General features: G+C 45.2%; 22 protein-coding genes. 12 read left to right on the top strand and 10 right to left on the bottom strand.

All coding sequences use genetic code 11. The annotated features are described in order from the left end of the window. Nucleotides 1-8: 8 nt before the first annotated feature. A complete protein-coding gene (locus VL525_RS01140) occupies nucleotides 9-1,835 on the bottom strand; it encodes a HAMP domain-containing sensor histidine kinase (RefSeq protein ID WP_325382418.1) in 1,827 nt (608 codons plus the stop codon). A gap of 133 nt (nucleotides 1,836-1,968) precedes the next feature. Between VL525_RS01140 and VL525_RS01145 the strand changes: the two genes are divergently transcribed. Then, the gene (locus VL525_RS01145; RefSeq protein ID WP_325382420.1) at nucleotides 1,969-2,886 is read left to right on the top strand and encodes a T9SS type A sorting domain-containing protein; all 918 of its coding nucleotides are present in this window, start codon (nucleotides 1,969-1,971) and stop codon (nucleotides 2,884-2,886) included. Nucleotides 2,887-2,997: 111 nt separating this feature from the next. Here the strand turns inward: VL525_RS01145 and VL525_RS01150 are convergent, their stop codons facing one another. Further along, entirely contained in the window at nucleotides 2,998-3,360 is a 363-nt protein-coding gene (locus VL525_RS01150) for a DUF3127 domain-containing protein (protein ID WP_147029842.1), read from the bottom strand. An 81-nt stretch (nucleotides 3,361-3,441) separates the two neighbouring features. Here VL525_RS01150 and VL525_RS01155 point away from each other — a divergent pair, with 81 nt between their 5' ends. From VL525_RS01155 to VL525_RS01200, 10 genes are all read left to right on the top strand, one after another. After that, the gene (locus tag VL525_RS01155; protein WP_325382423.1) at nucleotides 3,442-4,620 is read left to right on the top strand and encodes a THUMP domain-containing class I SAM-dependent RNA methyltransferase; all 1,179 of its coding nucleotides are present in this window, start codon (nucleotides 3,442-3,444) and stop codon (nucleotides 4,618-4,620) included. Next, nucleotides 4,620-5,117: a hypothetical protein gene (locus tag VL525_RS01160; RefSeq protein WP_325382425.1), complete on the top strand. Its 498-nt coding sequence runs from the start codon at nucleotides 4,620-4,622 to the stop codon at nucleotides 5,115-5,117. Before VL525_RS01155 ends, VL525_RS01160 begins: the two co-directional genes overlap by 1 nt. A gap of 75 nt (nucleotides 5,118-5,192) precedes the next feature. Then, nucleotides 5,193-5,438: a helix-turn-helix transcriptional regulator gene (locus VL525_RS01165; protein ID WP_325382427.1), complete on the top strand. Its 246-nt coding sequence runs from the start codon at nucleotides 5,193-5,195 to the stop codon at nucleotides 5,436-5,438. 38 nt (nucleotides 5,439-5,476) lie between these two features. Continuing rightward, entirely contained in the window at nucleotides 5,477-6,124 is a 648-nt protein-coding gene (locus tag VL525_RS01170; protein WP_325382429.1) for an HD domain-containing protein, read from the top strand. Between the two features lie 100 nt (nucleotides 6,125-6,224). Continuing rightward, on the top strand, nucleotides 6,225-7,532 hold the full coding sequence (locus VL525_RS01175; protein WP_325382431.1) for a carbohydrate porin: 1,308 nt from the start codon (nucleotides 6,225-6,227) through the stop codon (nucleotides 7,530-7,532). A gap of 645 nt (nucleotides 7,533-8,177) precedes the next feature. Continuing rightward, nucleotides 8,178-8,714, top strand: coding sequence for a YceI family protein (locus VL525_RS01180; RefSeq protein WP_325382434.1), 537 nt, complete (start codon nucleotides 8,178-8,180; stop codon nucleotides 8,712-8,714). 99 nt (nucleotides 8,715-8,813) lie between these two features. Then, complete coding sequence (locus VL525_RS01185; RefSeq protein WP_325382436.1) at nucleotides 8,814-9,878, top strand: sensor histidine kinase; 1,065 nt, start codon at nucleotides 8,814-8,816, stop codon at nucleotides 9,876-9,878. A gap of 81 nt (nucleotides 9,879-9,959) precedes the next feature. Next, on the top strand, nucleotides 9,960-10,610 hold the full coding sequence (locus VL525_RS01190) for a DUF47 domain-containing protein (protein WP_325382438.1): 651 nt from the start codon (nucleotides 9,960-9,962) through the stop codon (nucleotides 10,608-10,610). A gap of 9 nt (nucleotides 10,611-10,619) precedes the next feature. Next, complete coding sequence (locus tag VL525_RS01195; protein ID WP_325382440.1) at nucleotides 10,620-11,630, top strand: inorganic phosphate transporter; 1,011 nt, start codon at nucleotides 10,620-10,622, stop codon at nucleotides 11,628-11,630. Nucleotides 11,631-11,655: 25 nt separating this feature from the next. After that, nucleotides 11,656-12,393: a DUF4197 domain-containing protein gene (locus VL525_RS01200; RefSeq protein ID WP_325382442.1), complete on the top strand. Its 738-nt coding sequence runs from the start codon at nucleotides 11,656-11,658 to the stop codon at nucleotides 12,391-12,393. A 35-nt stretch (nucleotides 12,394-12,428) separates the two neighbouring features. Here the strand turns inward: VL525_RS01200 and VL525_RS01205 are convergent, their stop codons facing one another. Both VL525_RS01205 and VL525_RS01210 read right to left on the bottom strand, forming a co-directional pair. Continuing rightward, nucleotides 12,429-13,787 (bottom strand): carboxypeptidase-like regulatory domain-containing protein, encoded by a 1,359-nt coding sequence (locus VL525_RS01205; RefSeq protein WP_325382444.1) that lies wholly within the window; start codon nucleotides 13,785-13,787, stop codon nucleotides 12,429-12,431. Beyond that, the gene (locus tag VL525_RS01210) at nucleotides 13,780-14,379 is read right to left on the bottom strand and encodes a sigma-70 family RNA polymerase sigma factor (RefSeq protein ID WP_325382446.1); all 600 of its coding nucleotides are present in this window, start codon (nucleotides 14,377-14,379) and stop codon (nucleotides 13,780-13,782) included. Before VL525_RS01210 ends, VL525_RS01205 begins: the two co-directional genes overlap by 8 nt. A gap of 52 nt (nucleotides 14,380-14,431) precedes the next feature. Between VL525_RS01210 and VL525_RS01215 the strand changes: the two genes are divergently transcribed. Continuing rightward, nucleotides 14,432-16,438: a vWA domain-containing protein gene (locus VL525_RS01215; RefSeq protein ID WP_325382448.1), complete on the top strand. Its 2,007-nt coding sequence runs from the start codon at nucleotides 14,432-14,434 to the stop codon at nucleotides 16,436-16,438. Nucleotides 16,439-16,535: 97 nt separating this feature from the next. On the opposite strand, the gene VL525_RS01220 is transcribed toward VL525_RS01215, so the two are convergent. The 6 genes from VL525_RS01220 to VL525_RS01245 all read right to left on the bottom strand — a co-directional run bounded on the left by VL525_RS01220 (nucleotide 16,536) and on the right by VL525_RS01245 (nucleotide 21,834). After that, the gene (locus VL525_RS01220) at nucleotides 16,536-17,234 is read right to left on the bottom strand and encodes a uracil-DNA glycosylase family protein (protein WP_325382451.1); all 699 of its coding nucleotides are present in this window, start codon (nucleotides 17,232-17,234) and stop codon (nucleotides 16,536-16,538) included. 223 nt (nucleotides 17,235-17,457) lie between these two features. Further along, nucleotides 17,458-18,783 carry a HAMP domain-containing sensor histidine kinase gene (locus VL525_RS01225; RefSeq protein ID WP_325382453.1) on the bottom strand — a complete coding sequence of 442 codons (1,326 nt, stop codon included), beginning with the start codon at nucleotides 18,781-18,783 and terminating at the stop codon, nucleotides 17,458-17,460. 4 nt (nucleotides 18,784-18,787) lie between these two features. After that, complete coding sequence (locus VL525_RS01230; protein WP_325382455.1) at nucleotides 18,788-19,471, bottom strand: response regulator transcription factor; 684 nt, start codon at nucleotides 19,469-19,471, stop codon at nucleotides 18,788-18,790. A gap of 6 nt (nucleotides 19,472-19,477) precedes the next feature. Then, nucleotides 19,478-20,356, bottom strand: a complete 879-nt coding sequence (locus VL525_RS01235) for a hypothetical protein (protein WP_325382457.1) — start codon at nucleotides 20,354-20,356, stop codon at nucleotides 19,478-19,480. A 35-nt stretch (nucleotides 20,357-20,391) separates the two neighbouring features. Continuing rightward, entirely contained in the window at nucleotides 20,392-20,727 is a 336-nt protein-coding gene (locus tag VL525_RS01240) for a hypothetical protein (protein WP_325382459.1), read from the bottom strand. 183 nt (nucleotides 20,728-20,910) lie between these two features. Then, nucleotides 20,911-21,834 carry an FAD:protein FMN transferase gene (locus VL525_RS01245; protein ID WP_325382461.1) on the bottom strand — a complete coding sequence of 308 codons (924 nt, stop codon included), beginning with the start codon at nucleotides 21,832-21,834 and terminating at the stop codon, nucleotides 20,911-20,913. Nucleotides 21,835-21,989 lie beyond the last annotated feature (155 nt).

The raw sequence follows: 21,989 nt of genomic DNA on the forward strand, positions 1-21,989 counted from the left end.
CCTTTGCTTTATGTTGTGTGGAATTTTAATTCGAATTCTGACCCCTTTTCCCGTTCCGATTTAACGCTGATGGTACCATTTAACCTTTTTACGATGGTATTCACATAGCTCAGCCCAAGTCCGAAGCCCTTCACGTCGTGCAGGTTACCTGTCGGGATGCGGTAAAATTGTTCAAATATCTTCGCCTGCTGGTCGCGGTTCATGCCTATTCCCTTATCGGCCACACGTATCACCACATTATTATCCTTATTAAAAGTACTGATGGTGATCTCGGGCGTTTCCGGGCTATATTTTATCGCGTTGTCGATCAGGTTGTACAGTACATTCGAAAAATGGAGTTCGTCCGCTTCAATGGTCGCGTTCGTGGCGTCGAGATTGAGATTGGCGATTACCTGGTGCTTTTGAAGTTTAAGCGACATACTGTCGAGCACTGTAGTTACCATCTCATTTACGTCCAGCGGCCTGATGTCGAGCCTGAAATCATTCTTTTCGATCCGCGCTATATTCAACACTCTTTCAATATGGCTGCCTAACCGCTGGTTTTCCTCAAAAATGATATTTGCCAGGCGTTCAACCCTTCCCTTATCTTCCACAATTTCCTTATCCTTAAGCGCCTCACTGGCTATCATAATGGTTGATACCGGGGTCTTGAATTCGTGGGTCATGTTATTGATAAAGTCCATCTTCATTTCCGATACCTTTTTCTGTTTCACGATAAGGAAAATGGTGTAGCCGAAGCAGAAGATCAGTACCACCAGTAAACCACCCGAGGTAGCCATAGATGCCGTCATTTTTGTAAGGATCAACGAGTTCTTTTCAGGGAACGATATTTTGATCTTCCCCGGGTCGTTTATTACCTCCTTGGCGAAGATAGGCACCTGGTAGCTGCCCGCCTCAGTAAACTTCTGGACCCCGTCGTTGGTATAGGACGTGCTCGAAAACAGCAGCGAGTCGCTGTTGAATGTACTTACCATATAGTTAAATGGCAGAAATATCCCTTTATTATGCAGCTCGAACCGTAGTAACGAGTCGATCCAGAAAGGGTTCAGCCGCTTTACCAGCGGCTCATCCGATTTTTGATATTCGGCAGCAAGGTTTTCTATCACATTTACTTTGGGGCCCTGTTTCAAATTCTCCAGCGAATCGTCCTCGAGCATCTTTTTAACTTCGTTAAACTGGCGTTCGCTTTTCTTTCGCTCCTGTTCGCGCTGCCAGAACGGGTTTATCTGCACAACCGGGATGGTTTGCTTGCCAAACTGCGGGTCAATATAATCTACAAAAACTGTATCATATTTGTGCAGCTTCCCTTGTTTTTTAAAAACCATTTTGCCCGACGCCTGCCTGATGATCTTAGGATCGGTCATACGCTGGTGTACCACGCCAAATTCATCGGTAAACTCCTCGTATTTAACGTGCAGCATTAACTGGCCCGATTGTGCCATATTAAAAAATTCTTCATCAAGCTTATTGCTCTGGATCACCTGCCGCAGGCTGTCGCGCAAAGCATTCAACCTGCGTTCGCGAGCCGACATTACTTTTTTCCCGTGCCGTGGCGTATAGGTGCGTGCTGTACCGATACTTGCATCCATAGGGGCCGGCGATACATATTGCCTCCTTTGCTTTACTATTAACTCTGCCTTGCGGTTCAGGAAATTATTCGCGTCCTGCCGGGCCAGTTTAGAAACAACATTATTGAGGGCGTCATTCACTGAGCGGTCGAAAAGATCCGACTGCATCTGGTACGATTGCCTGAGGAAATATAATTGCATGGACATCACCCCCAACAGCGCCAAACCCATCAGCCCGACAATCAAACTTATACTCTTCTTCTTCATCCTTTGAACAAAAATATTTTAAATCGGTTCAAACACACCTCCATTTAACACTTTTTAACACATCCATCTCCAGATTTAACATCTTGGTATTGAATAGCTTGTTAATTTTGACTTACCAAATTTAAACAATCAAATGAAACAACGTTTTTTAAAACCAGGCTTTGAGGCTGTTTTTGCGCTGAGTATCATCGCGATCCTTGGCTTGCCTCCCCTGGTTTTCGCCCAAAAAAACAGGGATATAGAAATAAAGATAACCAATGGGGACACTGTTGTTAACGGAAAAAAAATAAATGAGCTGTCGCCGTCGGAACGCAAGCAGGCCCTGAAAGATATTGATCACCTAAGCGATAATTTTATAGGCGCCCATGCCCGTAACCGCGTTTTTATCAGGAAAAGAAATTCTGACGATACTAACAAAAGAGATATCATCATTGAAAGACGCAGGTTTAACGATGGCGACATGGCAAGGGCGACGCCTTTTGACGACTCGACGCGAAACAAATTTTTCAAATTCCGTTTCAGAGGTCCGAACGGAAAGGATTCGCTGTTCACTTACAACTTCAGGATGAACAACGACGACTTTGATAACACATGGAATGACCGTGATGACAATTTCATGCGCGACGGTGAAATGATGAGAAGACGCATGCCTATGATGATGGCACGCATGCATCGCCGTAACAGCCAAAGTTTCAACTACAGCAATACCGGCGCCGACGGCATAAGCACACACGTCAGCTTTAACGTATCTGACGCGTCCCCCGAAAGAACAAAGAAAACGACCGGGGCCGAAAAAGCCGACCTCGAACTGACCGACCTGGCCCTGGTGCCGGAGTTCTCATCGGGCAAAACGCTGCTTACCTTCAGGCTTGCTACCCATACTGCCGCCGAAGTAAAACTAACTGACAACGAAGGCAAATTGATATGGAGCGATAAAGTGACAAACGGCAGCTTCAGCAAAAGCTTCCCGCTTGGCTTAAATGGTATCTATTTGCTGGAGGTAAAACAGGGCGGGAAAACTGCTTTGAAACGGATAATAAAGGAAGAATAGCCGGCAGTTGGCACACTAACCTGCGCGCAAATAAAAAGGAGCTTTTCCATTCCGAAAAGCTCCTTTTTTGTAATATCTATTGCAAACTGCCTGCAGGCAACTGCCAACTCCTTAAAACGGCAGATCGTCTTCTTCAGGTGTCGAGCTTAGGTCAACCGGCGGCGCATATTCAGGTACGGTGTTGTTATTGGCGCCTGCCAGTACGTTCACTTTCCATAACTGCAGCGAGTTGAAATAGCTTTTCTTGCCCGATTTATCGGTCCATGGGCGGCCACGAAGGTTAAAAAACACTTCGATATCATCACCTACACGAAGGTTATCCAGCAGGTTGCAGCGGTCCTGTATAGCTTCAAATTTTAAGTATTCAGGGTACTGTGGGTTCTCAATATATTCTACTATCAGTTCTCTCTTTTTCAATGAGTCCGTTACCTGGACGGTTGGCGCAACTTCATGTACTTTGCCCTTAATTTCCATATCTTCTAATAATTTAAAATGTAAAGTTAATGCTTATGGTATAAAATCGGGGTATTAAATTCATAAATTCGCCAACAATTTATGGAAGTTTTCCACACCGACAGCAGGATCGTTATTACCTGTAACAAACGCCTTTCTCCCTACTTGCAAAAGGAGGTTGAAGAACTTGGTTTTACGCCCACCAGGGTATTCCAGACCGGTATTGAGCTGAACGGCACCGTGAACGATTGCGTTGCTTTGAACCTGAATTTGCGCTGCGCAAGCCAGGTAATTTACCTGCTCAAAAGCTTTACTGCTGCCGATCCAAAGGAGCTTTACGAGGGACTTTTGGAGATAGAATGGGAAAAGCTAATCGACTTTACAGGCTATTTTTCGGTTACATCGAACGTTAATAACGAGCATATAACCACGCCACTTTTTGCCAATGTGAAGGTTAAAGATGCCATAGTCGACCGCATTAAAGATAAAAAAGGCATCCGGCCCAACTCCGGTTCTGATCAAAATAAAACCGTTATCCACCTGTACTGGCAGGATGACCGCGCGGAGGTTTTTTTAGATACATCCGGCGAAACACTGGCCAAGCATAGTTACCGCAAAATACCGGGTAAGGCCCCAATGCTGGAGGCACTTGCCGCTGCAACTATTATGGCCACTAACTGGGACCGTAAAAGTACGTTTATCAATCCCATGTGTGGTTCGGGCACACTGGCTATTGAAGCTGCCTTGTTGGCAACGGATAAAAGCCCGGGCTTTTTCAGGATGAACTACGGCTTCATGCATATCATCGGTTACGAGGAAGAGGTGTTCTTTACCGAACGGCGCAAGTTGAAGGACAAAGCGACAAAGCAACTTGACTTTAAAATAATCGCAACCGATATTTCAGCCGACGCTGTTGACATCGCCCAAAAGAATGCCCGCACAGCCGGCGTAGAACATTTGATAGATTTTAACGTTTGTGATTTTGCAGATACCATAGTACCTGATGAAAAAGGAGTGGTTATGTTCAACCCCGAATATGGAGAAAGGCTGGGTGTACATAACAAACTGGAAGCTACTTATAAGCGTATTGGCGACTTTATGAAACAACAGTGCAAGGGTTACCGCGGTTATATATTTACCGGTAATCCCGACCTGGCCAAAAGAATAGGTCTGCAGGCTAAGCGCCGGATCGAATTTTATAATGGAAAGCTTGATTGCCGCCTGCTCGAATACGAGCTTTACGAAGGCAGCAAGCGCGAACCAAAAGAGACACAACAATAATGAAAAAGTTATTTCCCCTGGTAATTACCTTATTTATCTCCGTTCATTGTTTCGCACAGGAAGATATACCGTTTCCATTCCAGGGTGGCAACAGGGTAATGATGCAATTTTTCCAGGACAGCATAAAACTTTCGCAACGGATAATGCTTAACAAGGCCAGCGGTATGGTGGTATTCAAATTTTCGGCCGATGAGCATGGCGATATGAAGAACCTGGTGATCTATTATGCCGACGATGCCGTGCTTGCTTCACCGCTTATCGATGTGATGAAAAAAACAACCCACAAGTGGATCATCCCGGAAAAGGAGAAACTACACGATTTTATTATTCCTTTCCTCGTGCGGTTCAAAGCGACGGACGATGACAACGCTGAAACAACAGGCGCCATGCACAATTTTGAGGTGAAGCGTAAGCCGATAGTCGCCCGCGACCAGATCCCGCTAAACCAGGCTACCCTGCTGCCCGCAGTTACCATCAGCTACGATGCCGGAAAATAATTTTCTTATTTAGAAATCCGCCGCCCTCCTTTATTCCGTAAATGTTTAACCGGACCTGTTAAACAGACTAACGTTATGAAGGATAAGTTGAATTTAAAAATTAAACAAGTAGCTGCCAGCATCCGCAAAATAAGGGAGCACAGGAATTATACGCAGGAGTACCTGGCCGCCAAGTTGCACATCTCCCAAAACGCCTACAGCAAAATTGAATTGGGTTATACCAAAATAACCGTTGAGCGCTTATTCCAGATATCCGAAATACTGGAGACCGATCCTGTGGCTATTATTAACGATGAAGGCGAAATATTAAAGGCGGTTTAGGCAGTTTTCCGTTATTTTTGCGGCTCACTGTAAAAAATATGGATCAACAGGCTTGCATCGTTAAAACCGTTTCCTTCGTACAAAAAACCCTCGAAAACGCTGAAGGCGGCCACGATTGGTGGCATATACACCGAGTGTGGACCAACGCCCGGCGAATAGCCCAAACTGAAACATGTGACCTGCTGGTTGTCGAACTGGCTGCATTGCTTCATGATATTGCCGATGCCAAATTCCACGGCGGCGACGAGGAGGTTGGGCCCGCTACAGCCGGTAAGTTTCTCCAAAGCATGGATATCGATGACGAAACAATAACCCATGTACAGCAGATCATCAGGCACATATCCTTCAAAGCTGGTTTTGATAAACCCGCGTTCCACTCTAACGAATTAGCGATAGTGCAGGATGCCGACCGGCTGGATGCCATTGGCGCTATCGGCATTGCCCGGGCGTTCAGCTATGGCGGTTTTAAGGGCCGCGAAATTTACAACCCTTCCATCGAACCAAATTTGGCCATGAGCAAGGAAGAATATAAAAATTCAGCTTCGCCAAGCATCAACCATTTTTACGAAAAACTGTTGCTCCTGCGGGATAAGATGAACACTGCGACCGGCAAGGCCATGGCACAACAGCGCCATGAATTTATGGAGCAATATCTCACCCAATTTTATAGCGAGGTAAAATTTTAATTTTATTTTTTAGATTAGTCTAAATTTTATATTAGATTTGCCTAACAATAGCTGCGGCTTAACACAGGCTTAATGCTGCGGCTATATCTTAGCGCGATTTATGAAAAAAACTATACTTCTGCTTACCGGTGTCTTATGTGTAACCCTTGCGGCTGCACAGGATACGGCCACACGGCAATTTCTTAATTTCCATTTTCAGCAAACGGTTATCACCCAATATAAACCTTCGTTCAACGCGCCATACAGCGGGTTAAATAGTCTTTCGACAAATGAAGAAACCCAAAGTTCGATTACATCAACGCTGTACGGCGGGGCACGATTATGGAAAGGGGCGGAAGCCTATTTTAACCCGGAAATATCAGGCGGTGCCGGCTTAAGCAAAACGCTGGGTGTTGCAGGCTTCCCTAATGGCGAGACTTTTCGCGTAGGCGCTGCCGAACCCAAGATCTACATCGCAAGACTATACCTGAAACAAACTTTTGAATGGGGCAGCGAAAAAGATACGCTGGATGATGACATTAATCAATTAGCGGGGATACGGAGTAAACGTTACTTTTCTATTTCGGCAGGCAAATTTGGCATGGCCGATTTTTTTGACGGCAACGAGTTTAGCCACGATCCGCGTACCCAGTTCATGAACTGGTCGCTGATGGATAATGCTGCCTGGGATTATCCCGCTAACACGCGCGGTTATGTTTTGGGCGCCACGGCCGAATTAGGCCAGCCCGGCTGGACACTGCGCTTTGCCTTTACCATGGTAACCACGCAGGCAAATGAATCGACCTGGGATGCGAAGATAGGCAAAGCCAATACCCAAACGGTTGAGTTTGAAAGACGCTACAGCCTGTCGGGCCAAAAGGGAACCCTGCGGGTGCTGGCTTTCCGCAATAATGGCAAATTTGGCAACTACCTGCAAGCCATAGCGCAAAACCACAATGCGCCCGACGTGGATATGACCCAGCAATACGGCCGGCACAAATACGGCTTTGGGATCAGCGCCGACCAGTACTTGAGTAACGACTTCGGCATATTTGCCAAAGCCAGCTACAACGATGGCCATACCGAAACCTGGTTCTTTACCGAAATAGACCGCTCGCTTAGTTTTGGCGGGGTATTAAAAGGCAAGTCATGGAAACGCAGCGATGATGAACTTGGGCTCGCTTTTGTGGCTAACGGGCTTTCAGCCGACCATAAGAATTACCTGGCCGCTGGGGGTTACGGGTTTTTAGTAGGAGACGGCCGATTGAATTATTCGCCTGAACTTATAGCAGAGCTGTACTACAAGATAAATGCCTTTCAGAAAAAATTTTGGATATCACCCGATTACCAATTCATTCTGCACCCGGCCTATAATGCCGACCGCGGACCGGTGAATGTGTTTGGACTAAGGGCGCATGTGGAGTTTTAAAAGCCCCTATTATTTTGGTAATATCGTAAAATGGTGTGAAATAGCTCCTCATTATTACCTCTCACAAGAGACAAATCAACTTCAAAAAAGCTTGTTCTCCAATTTCGTGTGGCCCACCGGTACCAACGCGTAAAGGGGTTCCTCAACTGCATTAAATAGGCTTTCCTATCAGCCTCCCTGACTGTGATAGTAACGAAATACGATTTTAAGGGTATTGACGAATCCCCGCCTGTACTTGACAGATATACATTACTAACATCTGTCCATTTTATCGTATAACCACTTTCTGTAATAGTGACCGATTCATTTGATAACACTAGTGCGGGTCTTAATGCCAGCATCAGAATGGTTATCCGAACAGGCTTTTGTATAATTAAAATGCAAAAAATAGTCATGATCCAGAACATCGGCCTGTGGATCAGAACGGCTATTGCAATGCCATGCGTTAACCAATAATAAAATAATGGCACATTAATTACAAATAAGATCGGTCGTAGCGGACTGAATTCAAATCTTTCTCCATCCATTTGTTTGTGATATCCTGACTTAGGCTATTTGATAACTATTATCATATATTTCAGCCACCAATATAATAATTCATAGGTAGATTCGTCTTATTTTTGCATACTTGCATCCGTTCACAATATGAAGAAAATATATCCCCTGCTCATTTTTTTATTTTTGGCCACCTGTACATTTGCTCAAATCAAAGAGCAAACTATTACCAAATCATCTGTTGTATTTCATATCAAAAACCTGGGTTTTACGGTCGACGGTACCCTTGCCGGGTTTAAGGGAGAAGTTAAATTTGATCCGGCAAACCTGGCGGCAAGTTCTATTATTGCCTCTGTTGATGTGAACACTATCGACACAGATAACGGCACGCGCAACGATCATTTGAAAAGCGACAGTTATTTTGATGTTGCAAAATACCCTAACATCACCATGAGGTCCGTTTCGTTCAAACACAACAGCGGCAACAACTATACGGGAACTTTCAGCCTAACCATAAAGGACAAGACGAATACCATCGCCGTTCCGTTTACTTATGCCGAATCGGGCACCGGTGCTGAATTTAAAGGAAATTTCAAGGTAGAGCGTACTGCCTATGGTATCGGCGGCAAAAGCCTCGTGATGTCAAACGATGTGAAAGTTGACATCAGCATAAGTACCGCCAAATAAATTCCGGCCATTTACGGATAATAATTTGATAATGTTAACTTAACAGGCAGCTAAGCATTTAGCAAACTTGCAATTGCATACAAATTGTAACTTTACTGTATGAAATTACGTGTCCTGGTATTCATCAATGCTGCCGCAGTGGCTATTACAGTTTCGGCGGTTAATTACTATTTTAAGCATAGCTGGTACGATGTTAGCGTTACCTTCGGGCTTACCTTAACTATCAGCTTTGTCACCTTTTATATCCTGCTCGAAAAATATATCTATTCCAAGATCAAGATCATTTATAAGCTGATACACAATTTGAAACTCGGGCGCGACCTGCGCGACGCGCTTGGCGAGCATGTAAGCGCCGATCCGATAAACGATGTGGAACAGGAAGTGCAGGAGTGGGCCAGGCAAAAAAAATCGGAAATTGACGATTTGCGTAAACAGGAGAAATTCAGGAGGGATTTTCTTTCAAATATCTCCCACGAGTTCAAAACACCCCTGTTCGCTATACAGGGCTACATTGATGCTATTGTAGACGATGATTTTGAAGACACCGGTATGGCCCGGCAGTTTTTGGATAAGGCCTCAAAAAATGTCGACCGGCTCAGTTACCTCATTAAAGACCTGGACGAAATATCAAAGCTTGAAACAGGTGAGATCCCGATCAATTATACCAGGTTCAAAATAAACGACCTGATCAAAGAAGTATTCGAATCGCTTGAACTGAAGGCTGCGGAGCATCATATCAAACTGGTATTCAAACAAAAGTACGACGAGCCCATCCTGGTAAATGCCGACCGCGAAAAAATAAGGCAGGTGTTGGTGAATCTTATCGACAACTCGTTTAAATATGGAAAAGAAGAAGGAAATACTTCGGTGAGCCTGTTTGAACTGCACGACCAGGTATTGGTGGAAGTTACCGACGATGGCATAGGCATTGAAGAAAAATATTTGCCCCGTCTTTTTGAGCGTTTTTTCCGGACAGACACCAGCCGTTCGCGGCAGATAGGCGGCTCGGGCCTGGGGCTTGCTATTGTAAAGCATATTGTGGAAGCCCATCAGGAAACCATCAATGTTCGAAGTACCGATGGTCTTGGATCAACATTTGGGTTTACCCTTCAAAAGGCTAAACAGGGAATACCTTTTCCAACTATCCCGGTTTTGAATAGTTAACATTAACTTAACATTGCAAACATTACCTTTGCAAAAATTTAACATAACGCCATTCCATCTGACCCTACATATCTATAAAAAATGTCACTGAACAGCATCTTCCAATATTTTGTACCTAAGGATAAGAAAATATTTTTCCCCTTATTTGAACAGGCTGCAAACAACGTTGTTGTTATGTCCAACTGCCTTGTCGAAGCGGTCAATTCTGGCAGCCCGGTAACCCGGGAAGAGCTCTACAAGCAAATAGATAAACTGGAGAATCGGGGCGACGAAATAACCCACCAGATATACCTGGAGCTTGGCAAAAATTTTATCACCCCCTTTGACCGCGAGGACATCCACTCCCTGGCTACGGCCATTGACGATGTGGCCGACAATATACAGGGAGCAGCTAACAGGATGCTGCTTTATCGCATCGACGACCTGAACGACCATATCAAAAAACTTTGCGAATTGATACAGCAGGCCAGCATCGACCTTGAAAAAGCAGTAAAAGAACTTAAGGACCTGCGTAATGTACGCGCCATTGCCGATTCGTGCATCAGGATAAACAGCGTCGAAAACCAGGCAGATTATGTGTTTGACCGTGCCGTTGCCGATCTTTTCCTGTACGAGACCGACGCCATTCGCCTGATCAAATACAAAGAGATATTATCGGTATTGGAAACCGCTACCGACCGCTGCGAAGACGCGGCCAATGTAATGGAATCCATTTTAGTTAAAAACGCCTGATCGATCTAAATGGTAACAAGCTCGCTCGTACTCGTAATTTGCCTCGCATTATTATTCGATTATACCAATGGCTTTCATGATGCTGCTAACTCTATAGCCACCATCGTTTCCACCAAGGTGCTGACGCCTTTCCAGGCAGTGCTTTGGGCGGCCGCCTTCAACTTCCTGGTTTTCTTTTTTGTCAAGGAACATAACGTTGCCAAAACCATTTCCAAAATTGTCAACGAGCATTTTGTTACGCTGCATGTATTACTTGCCGGGCTGATAGCCGCGATAAGCTGGAACCTGATCACCTGGTGGTTTGGCATACCTTCAAGTTCGTCGCACACGTTGATAGGCGGCTTTGCGGGCGCGGGTATAACCAATGCCCTATATATGGGGGCTAACGGCATAACCGCCATTAACCTGAAACTGGTGCTTACCACAATAGCTTATATCGTACTGGCGCCGTTGATCGGCCTTATCATTGGCTATATCGTTACCATTATTGTGTTGCATTTGAGTAAGAGTGCCCGGCCTTCGACAGCCGAAAAATGGTTCAAAAGGCTACAGTTACTCTCGTCCGCAGCCCTTAGCTACGCACATGGTGGTAACGATGCGCAAAAAGTGATGGGTATTATCTATGTAGCATTGATTGCCGCAAAAGTAATTGGCACCGGGAGCGCCATGCCCGAATGGATACCATTAGCCTGTTATTCAGCCATCGCCCTCGGCACCCTCTCCGGCGGTTGGAAGATCGTTAAGACGATGGGGTCGCGCATTACCAAGATCACCCCTCTGGAAGGCGTTAGCGCCGAATCAGCAGGCGCCATTACCTTATTTTTTACGCAATATTTTGGCATACCTGTTTCTACAACACATACCATTACCGGTTCCATTATAGGTGTTGGTTTAACCAAGCGCTTATCAGCTGTACGCTGGGGAGTAACCATAAACCTGGTTTGGGCGTGGATAATAACCATCCCTGTTTCGGCGTTAATTGCAGCGGGCGTGTTTGCTTTGTTACACGCGATACATTAATTTTAGCCCATATCAGCTCCTCTTTATGAAAAAAGCATTACTACTGTCTGGCTTATTAGCTATCAGCATTTCCCTTTCGAGTTTTGATAATTACAAACCCGCTTCCCTGGCAGACATCGCATTACCCCAAAGCATTCCATCATCTTTGGAAATAGGGAGCGCTTTAAAACAAGCACTGGAACAGGGTACTGCAAAAAGTTCGGACCAGCTTTCGGCCGTAAATGGCTTTTTTGGGAACGCCGCTGTCAAGATCATGTTTCCGCCAGAGGCACAAAAAGCCGAGAAAGCATTACGGGGCCTTGGGTTAAATAAACTGTGTGATAATGTGATCCTTTCGCTTAACCGCGCAGCAGAAGATGCCGCCAAAGATGCCAAGCCTATATTTATTAGTGCCATTAAAAAAATGACATTAAAGGATGTGAGCGATATCCTATTGGGCCAGAAAGATGCCGCCACACAATATTTTAAAAGGACAACGACTGCCGAACTGGCCGCAAAATTCAAACCGGTTATCAAGGTTAGCCTGGATAAAGTTGGTGCAACCAAATATTATGGCTCCGCCGCCGCCGAATACAACAAGCTGCCTTTTGTAAAGCACATGAACCCTGACATCTCCGATTATGCCACCCAAAAAACGATCGACGGATTGTTTATCGAGATCGCTAAAGAAGAATTGAAAATACGTCAGAACCTACCTGCCGCACGCTCAACACCGTTAATGCAAAAAGTATTTTCATTTGCCGACAAGACTTTAAAAAAATAAACTTAAAGCAACAGGTGTAAAACCCGTTGCCCTGATCAATGAAATACGACATCGAGTTTTATGTCGTGCGTTTGCCCGTCAGCATTACCCGTCCAGCCGGGGCCGGTTATCAGCAGGTCGACGGCTTTTTTATCAGCAGCAGCGCTAAGGCTTTTCAGTATTTTGAAATTATTCAGGTTACCCTGCCCGTCGACAGCAAATGAAAGATTCACTTTACCGGTCTGCCCGTCCGAAGCTACGGCATTCTTGTCAAGGTAATCATTCAGCGCCTTCCAGCCCGCGCTTGGATGGGCATCACTTGCAGACCCGGCATTGTTCCTGTTCCGTTTATCGGTGCTGATAGCTTCTTGCTTCAGCACACTGCCCGCGGGCGTAAGTGCCACATTAATAGAATCACCGATACCCGTCACGTTAACTTTTTTGGTATCGTACCCCAGGTAACCAACAACAAGGCTCCGTTTTTCCGGCACATCGTGCAGTACAAACCTGCCGTTCGCATCGGTAACAGCGCCGAAATTAGACCCGGCGATTTTTACAATGGCGCCAACCAACGGCGTGTTGCCGCCTGCAGATGTTATGATACCCGTCAGGGTGCTTTTGTTTGATGGTTTTATATCCAGGCCTTCTACCCTGCTTGTCAGCAAAGTCTCGGGGCTTGCCTTTGCATTTTGCTTATAAAATCCAGCATTCGATGCAGCTATTTTATCCTTAGCAGCCGGTTTCTGGCTCTGCACTACAACTTCATTTAGCGAAGAGTTCGGCTCATTAACCTTTATATCTGCAACAGTTGGGGCCTGCATATTTGCATACCCGTCAGCTTCCGCAGGAGCCGGCGTTTTTTTGGCAAAAAGACTTGTATCGGTTCTTTTATTGACTGCAATAGCCTTGTTTTCTTCCGTCTCAACATTAACTTCCTTGTCAGCCGCTATTGCCGGTGCAGAAAATACGGGAACCTTGTTTTTGACAATTGCCTCGTCCGCAACAGGCTTAAGGGTATCTGCCTGCGAGGGGTTTGTTAAACGTGCCGGAGCTAAATTGTCAAGTTGTTTTTGTTCATTTTTCGGTTTGATCGCTTCAGCTAATACATTCTTTTTTGCCGGCTCATCTTTGGTAGCTAACCATATTCCTGCCGCAATGATGATAAGCAAAGATGCCGCTGCCGAAAGGGGAATCCACATCGGTCTCACTTTCTTATCGGTCCGGCTTTGTAACCGCTGCTGCAAGTCAGCAAGATTGGCCTGCTGATCGGCGGCGGCATGCTCATATCCTTCCAACGCATCCGCCAGGAACGGGTCGTCAAGCGCCCGCCGCTCCAACTGGTGCATAGCACGTGCGTCCAGTTGTCCGTTCAGGTACTTTCTTATTTGCAATATGTCGTTCTTATGCTTACTCACGGTTCTTTTCCAGGCAGATCTTCAGGTTACGCTTGCCATTTTGTATATAGCTTTTTACATCATTTATGCTGTAACCTGTTACTTCCACCACCTCCTTATAACTTTTTTCTTCTAAATAAAATAGCTGCACGCTGTGTCGCTGGCCTTCGGTTAACTTCTTCATACACCGCTCCAAAGCATTTAATGCCTCTTCTTTATTATTGTTTTCTTCAGGATGCAAAAAGGGTGTAAATTCCATAACCTCGTCAAGCGAAACTTCCGGCATCTTTTTTCCCGAACGCAATTGCATCAGGCAATAGTTGCGGCCCAGTACGTAAACCCAGCTCCTGAATTGTTTTATATCGTGTTGTTTAACTTTTATAATCAGTTCCTCAAATATACCCATTACTGCGTCTTTTGAAGCCTCCTCGTCTTTGAGGTATTTCAGGCATACACCATACAACAACGGCGTATATCGTTCAAAAAGGGTGCCTAAAAACGACAGATCGCCGCTTTGGCGGTAGCTCTCCAACAGCGCTTCATCATCCGTATTTGCTGGCTTACCCGCCTTTTTGAAAAACTTCATTGCAACGGGCAAAATAAAATTTTTCATCGGCTTATGGAAATTGGTTCAATACTGCATCATTAGCTAAAAACCATAACAAATGAAAAAGCTAATCCTCATCCCATTGATCATAGCGGCCTTTGCAGCTTTCAAGTGCAACGCCGTGCGCCACATACACGGAAAAGTATTGGGCAGCGATGACAAATTACCCATCCCGGGCGCCACGGTCACCATAAAAGGCACTGGTATTGGTACGCAAACCAACAGCGCCGGGGGCTACACCATTGATGTCGCTGATGACCATGCAAATCTCGTGTTCAGTTTTGTAGGTTATCAATCCAAAACAGTTGCCATTGGCAAAAGTGATAGTTTGGATGTTTATCTAAAACCATCTAATACTTCATTGAATGAAGTGGTAGTTGTCGGCTACGGAATACAACACAAAAAATCTCTAGCAGGAAGTGTCGCTACTATACCGGCACAGGCGAACGCCGATGTTGCGATAGCACCGGCGCCAGTAAGGTTGCAGGGGCAGGTTAGCGGTGTAACCGTAACATCGCAAAATCCCCCGAAAGTAGCTGACATGAGCGTTTACAAATATTCAACCAACAATGCAAATGCAAAAGCCAGGACAAACAACCCCGGCTTTTATACCGGCAACACGGATGACGAAAGCTACAAAACCATCAACGAAAATGGTTTTACCAACGCCAAAGATGTTCCCCTTTCTACCTTTTCGGTTGATGTTGATGCGGCCTCTTACACCAATGTAAGGCGCTTTATCAATAACGGGCAGTTGCCCCCTGCAGATGCTGTACGTGTTGAAGAAATGATCAATTATTTCAAATACGACCTGCAGGGTCCAAACAATGGCGACCCGGTAGCCATTACTACCGAAACCTCGTCGGCACCATGGAACCCAAACCATCGCCTGGTACGTATCGGACTAAAGGCCCGAACTATTGATATGAGTCATTTGCCGCCATCAAACCTGGTGTTCCTGATCGATGTATCCGGGTCGATGGACGAACCTAACAAACTTCCGCTGGTAAAAGCAGCTATGAAAATGCTCACCGACCAGTTGAGGGCGCAGGACAGGGTTGCTATCGTAGTGTATGCAGGTAACGCCGGGTTGGTGCTGCCATCAACCACGGGCGATAAGAAAGCGGAAATCTATAATGCTATTGATAATTTAAGCGCCGGCGGATCAACCGCAGGTGGCGCAGGGCTTAAACTGGCCTACAAAATAGCCCGCGAAAATTACCGCAAAGATGGCAACAACCGGATTATCCTGGGTACCGACGGCGATTTTAATGTAGGCGATTACAGCGATGGCGATATGGAAACTTTGATAACCCGCGAACGCGAAAGCCATGTACCATTAAGCATACTCGGCTTTGGTATGGGTAACTATAAAGACAGTAAGATGGAAACACTTGCCGATAAAGGCAACGGCAACTACGCCTATATCGATAATCTGACCGAGGCCCGCAAAACGCTTATAGACGAATATGGCGGAACCATGTTTATGGTAGCCAAGGATGTGAAACTACAGGTTGAATTTAACCCTGGCAAGGTTCAGGCTTACCGCCTGGTAGGTTACGAAGATCGCCTGCTGAACAAGGAAGATTTTAACAACGATACAAAAGATGCCGGCGATATGGGCTCGGGTCACACGGTTACGGCTTTGTACGAGATAGTTCCGACAGGTATAGCCGATGATTATAGTACCAGCGTGGATCCGCTGAAATACCAGCAGCCCAAAAACAATCCTTCGATACCGTATTCGGATGAACTGATGACGGTGAAGTTCCGGTACAAACAACCAGGCTCGGACTACAGCAAGATGAGTGTGGCTGTAGTGAAGGACAGGCCGGCATCTTTTAACAGTACCACTGCCGACTTTAGATTTGCTTCTGCGGTAGCCGAATTCGGGATGTTGTTGCGAAACTCTCAATTCAAACAGCACGCCACGTTCGACCAGGCTATCAGCATTGCGCAAGGCGCCAAAGGGCACGACGAAGGCGGTTACCGTTCCGAATTCATACGCCTCGCCGAAACGGCTAAGTCACTCGCTAACAGTGCCAGCTATACAACAACGTACTAAACCTAAACCTTCACTTTTCTTTTAACAAACCTAAACCTTAAACGGCCCCGCAATACCGGGGCCGTTTTTCTTTAGAGAATCTCTCGTTGCACAATACCTATGGGACCACGGATAAAAACGCATTTAAATACTTGTCAATATAGGTTTGCTTACTACGGGTTCTGTATTGCATAATAAACCTGGGATGCTCCAGCGCTATAACCTTGCCAAAGAAACTGTACCGATCATTCAGCTTGCGCAGGTAGCTCTCATTCTTTCCTGTGCCAAAGCAAAAAACGACGTCGGTTTTTACCCCAAGTCCTATTTGGGTACGGATATTTTCGATAATGTAATCACTTACCGCAGCCATTAATGCCGGGCTATCGTAATAGTTATAGTTTTTCTCTCTCCCTTTTTCATCTATCGACGTAAAGCCAAGCGGGCAAAGCGAATTGATATAGAACTTCCCGTAAAACTTCTCCGTTCCGCCGAATGCGCTGATCATCTCATATACAAATACTGATGAGGGTTCGTGGGTCACCCGCCCTTCGTAAGGAATGTGGCATTCGGATACTAACCGCTTCGGATCGGTAAAGGGCACTCCTGTCAATCCTGCGCCAAACCTGCCTGGGTTGATACCCAGGATAAGGTGCCTCGGATTAACATCGTTGTAATATTTACGGTAAAATTCCTCGCTGACACGAACCGCCTCCCGCGACTCGCGGAACGGATTCATGATGCGTATACCTTGTGGCAGTGGCAAACCCGTGTATTGAAGCCGGGCATTAAATTGGATCACCTTTTCAGCGAATGTCATGGCTAAAGATATAAAAGAAAGAGCTCCTGATGGGCAGGAACTCTTTGCAACCAATTATAAAACCTAAATTATGAGAAGAGAGGATACCAATCATGGCCCCGAACCATCATGCGCCCCGTCCGGCGAATTGTATGATGCAAACATAAATACAATATTCTATAATTCCTATAGATATTATAGAATTTATTAAAAATATATTAGAAGTAAGCCAACATGGAGGCTTTCAATTCATTTCAGCCGGGAAGATCAGTTTAAATTTGCTGCCAACACCTTCTTCCGAACTTACTTCGATGGTGATATGATGGAAATCAGCAATAGATTTTACAATCGGCAGCCCCAGGCCAAAACTATCCTGCTGTAACGACCGGGTGAACTTTTTAAACCGGTTAAAAATATGCGGCAGTTGTTCGCCACTTATACCTATGCCCGTATCGGCGATCTCTATTACACGCAACTTATTTTCTATCGAACCGGTTATGGTTATCGTCCCGGCCTCCTTATTGTATTTTATCGCATTATTAACCAGGTTGAAAATAAGATTGAACAACAGGAACTTATTCACCTTTACCAGTTCCCAATCCGGCGGAACATTGGTCTCATACCCAATATTTCTTTGCTGCAGGCGGATGGATATTTCATCGTGTACATCGTTCAGCAATTCCGCCACATTTACCTTATCCTCCTTTAAAAACTGTTCGTTCTCTATCTGCGATATCAGCAGCAGGGTTTTAGTAATGCTTTTCAGCCGGTTCAGTATGCGCTGCAGTTCCAGCAGCCGTTCCTTCACTTCGTCGGTAATATCCTCGCTGCCAAACATATTTTCAATCTTGGATTGCAGGATGGAGATCGGCGTCATCAGCTCGTGCGAGGCGTTCGAGATGAATTCCCTCTCTTTTTGGAACGTGCTCTCGATGGTCTGTATCATTTTATGGATACTGATGTCGAGGTATTCAAAATCCGAGGTGGTGGTTCTCACTTTCCGGTAAGGCGTTCGCAGGGGAAACTTGTGTCCTATTAGCTTCGTCCGGATGATCTTATTGAGCGGCCGCAGGATATAGGTCGAATAAAACTGGTCGGCCAGGATGGTCAAAAGCACCATACCCAACAATATCTCGAAGGCTATACTCTGAAGCGGTATAGTTGTCTCGTTTATCGTATCGATACTTTTTCCTATTTCCAGCAGGTAATTTTGTTTGCCTACTTTAAAATTATGGCTCAGGATACGGTATTGGATGGTATCGCCCTCTACCAGGCGCCGTTCGTTTACAATGGTGTCGATGTCTTCGCCGGCCGAATCCACATCCATGCTTACATATTCTTCTTTTAACAAGGCATTGTAGCTGCCATAGCCCTCACCATCCTTAATATAGGTGTCTATACCCGACAACTTCACCTGTTTCAGCACCTTGTCCTGCTGGCGCCGCAACCAGCTGTCCGTGTAATTGCGGTTGATGTTGTGTATCAGGGTCGGCAAAAGCAACACAAACAACACCACTATCACCAGTTTCGAAATGGTATTGAAAAGCGTTAGTTTGGTGCCGAGCTTCAATTTGCTAATTGTTTATGTTTATCCTGTAACCCAATCCGCGTACCGTTTCCAGCCAGTCGGGCGGGCTGTAAGCATTCAGTTTTTTCCTGATATTTTTGATATGCGCATCTATATAATTGGAATCATAGTCGTCATTCACAATACTGCCCCAAATATGCTCGCTCAATTGCGAACGGGTGAGCGTGCGGTTCTTATGCAGCAGCATGTAAGCCACCAGGTCAAATTCCTTCCTGGTAATACTGCTTACCTGCGATGTGCCGTGCGAGATGGTCCGATTGGTCAGGTCGATGGCAAATTCGCCAAGCATAACAACTGAATTTTTCAGCCCGAATTTGCGCCGGGTTATCGCCTGCATCCTGCTTTGCAGTTCAAGTAGCGAAAATGGCTTGGGCAGGTAATCGTCCGCGCCCAGGTCCAGCCCTTTGATACGGTCATCTACCTCGGCACGCGCAGTTAGTATGATACAAGCTGCTTCAGGGTTGTATTTCTTTGCTTCTTTCAACAGGTCAAGGCCCTCGTAATCAGGCAATCCCAGGTCTATAAGAATAAAATCATAAAGGTTTGTCGCTATTCTTTCCGATGCAGTTGTACCATTATAGCAGGTATCGCAAATGTAATTGTTGCCCTGCAGGAACAGTTCCATTTCAGTTGTCAGCGCCTTTTCGTCCTCAACTATCAAAACATTCATAAGCTGTTAATAAAATAGGTAATAAAAAGTCAGGTTATAGAATGATTCGCGGCGATTCCTTAATATACCCTCCACGTTTACGGGTATCGAATATTTATAGGCAAATTCAAAGGTATAGTGCGGCCTGTTATACGCTATCGGCAGTTTCAGGCTGTAGTTCAGCATCTTGAACTCGCTGTTATAGCCCGAGTAACTGTGCAAGGGCGGCGGCAGGTATGCGTCGTCAAAATCAAATTTCCCTGGATGGTTTTGCGAATATTTCTGCACAAAGTTTTGCGTACCCAATATAATGGTAAAGCCCGGGTTGAACGACAAGTAATCCTTGTCGTCAAATATCCCGAAATTACTTTCGAAATATCTCGAATTATTAATGGTCATAAAGAAATCGCTCGATTGGCCAAAAAGATAGTCGAGCACCACGCCGGTTTTCATTATTTTCCAGTCGTACGAGTTATTAAAGTTAATATCGTTGGATGATGCCGATTTGATGATGAGCGCATCTTTATTGAAAATAAACCTGGTATAGCTAATGTTACCGGTAAACTTAGGTGAAAAGCGGTAAAAATATCCTCCGCCAACATCAGTTTCGTCGATAACAGGTGTAGAAGTAAATACTTTGTAAAAGGATCCGTACACAAAGAACCCCGACTTGGCATTGTAAATAATATCCGAATTCATGAAAGGATATTTTTGCGTCCCTGTGCGGCCAAAAAATTGCGCATCACTGCCAAAACTTAACCCTATGGACAGCGACTGCTTTCGGACGACGGTGTCGGTATCTGTGGATTTTTTGGGAACGGTATCGGCATAATTACGGTAAGCACCGGCATTTACGTTCATGCTGATGAAAATGGAAAACAGAAGCAGGGGACAGGCGTATTTCATTGCTTTATCGCATGGTTAAAAGTAAAACGATGTTATTAATTGCCATTTCTTCTCGGTATTTCGGGTGGCCGCTCCATGCCCGGGGGCCGTCGCTGCCGTTTTGGTTTTGGTTTGTCTTTTGAATCACCTTCGTCAATCTTCTCCGGTTTCGGAACATGCTTAGCTTTGGTAATTTCTTTTATCTTTTTATCAGTTTCCTGTTGTTTTTGTTTTGATTTTGGGGTCGTATCAGCAACGGCCTCAATGGAGTCGGACGAATACCTGGCAGGCTTGAAATAAAATGATTTGTTGCTGTGCGGATGATTTTTAACAGCAGCTATACATGGCATGAGTATAAACGAGAACACGATATACACAAACCACTTAGTCATTTCGAAGGAGAAAAATTTAAAACTCTAATCAATATTCCAGCCTTTGTGTCAAAAATGGCAAATTTTTATTCATTCCGCTATTTTTTAATGCAGAATAAACGCCCGTTTTGTTACAAAGATAGGATGAAACAGCCGGCATTACGGCTGGCCAGGCCGGTAATCTTTTTAGGTTATAAGGCCGGATCAGCTTAAGTAACTGATCTCCTTTGAAGTATATACCCGGTTATGATCATCGATAATTACACAAGCCAGCTGCTGCAATTTGTTGATCAGGTATAATCCTGCATTAACACCAAGGGCCATTATCGGCGTTGCCATAGCGTCCGAAAGTTCGGCGGTTGGGCTAACAATACTTACACTTTTCAGCACGCTAACGGGAAACCCTTTTTTTGCGTCGATCACAGCAGGCATATCCTGGTGACTTAAAACTGCGTTCTTCTCAAAGTTTCCTGATGTTGCTACCGCCATGTTACTTATCCTGATGCCGGAATAGGGCTGATCAACCTGTTTTGGATCGGCAGCTGCGATGGTCCATTGCTCATCGTTTGGCTGCAGGCCCCAGGTAAGCAGGTCGCCGCCGGCGTTCACCACGCCGGCCGATACACCCATCATCTGCAAAATATATTTAGCACGGTCTGCAGCATACCCCTTACTTATGGCGCTAAAACCGATACGCATACCTTTTTGCTGTAAGAAAACGGTTGTTTTTTCGGCGTTAAGCACTACCTTTCTGTAATTGGTAAACTTAACCGACTTGATCTCGATCTTTTGAAGGTCGGCCGTCTTGTCGGCATTATAGGTAATATCAAATGTCCCCTGCGTAAGCACCGAAATATCAAGTGCGCGTTCTATAAGCTTAAATAATTCCCCTGTTACTTTTACGGGCCTTATACCTGCGTTGCGGTTTATTTCGGTCACCTGGCTGTCGTCGCCAAGCGTGCTCAACATTTTTTCGATCCGGTTTACCTCGTCCACGGCGCTATCGATACAATTATCGGCCCACGCCGCATCGTTTGCCACAACACTTATCTCGAACACGTTACCCATCAGCCGCAAAGCACGCCTGAAAATACGAAGGTCATTATGATATGTTTTTACCGCTAACATAGGGGGCTTGCTTACAGGATATTTTTAAACATAGGGGTTAATTAAATAACCTGCCAGCCGGGGAACATGCCAATAGATCATTTTCTACGAAAATAGACCGGCTTCATGAAATTAAAATGAAAATGCCCCGAAACGAGGCTTTTTATTAACAGATT

It is taken from the genome of Mucilaginibacter sp., assembly GCF_035492695.1.
Lineage (GTDB): Bacteria > Bacteroidota > Bacteroidia > Sphingobacteriales > Sphingobacteriaceae > Mucilaginibacter.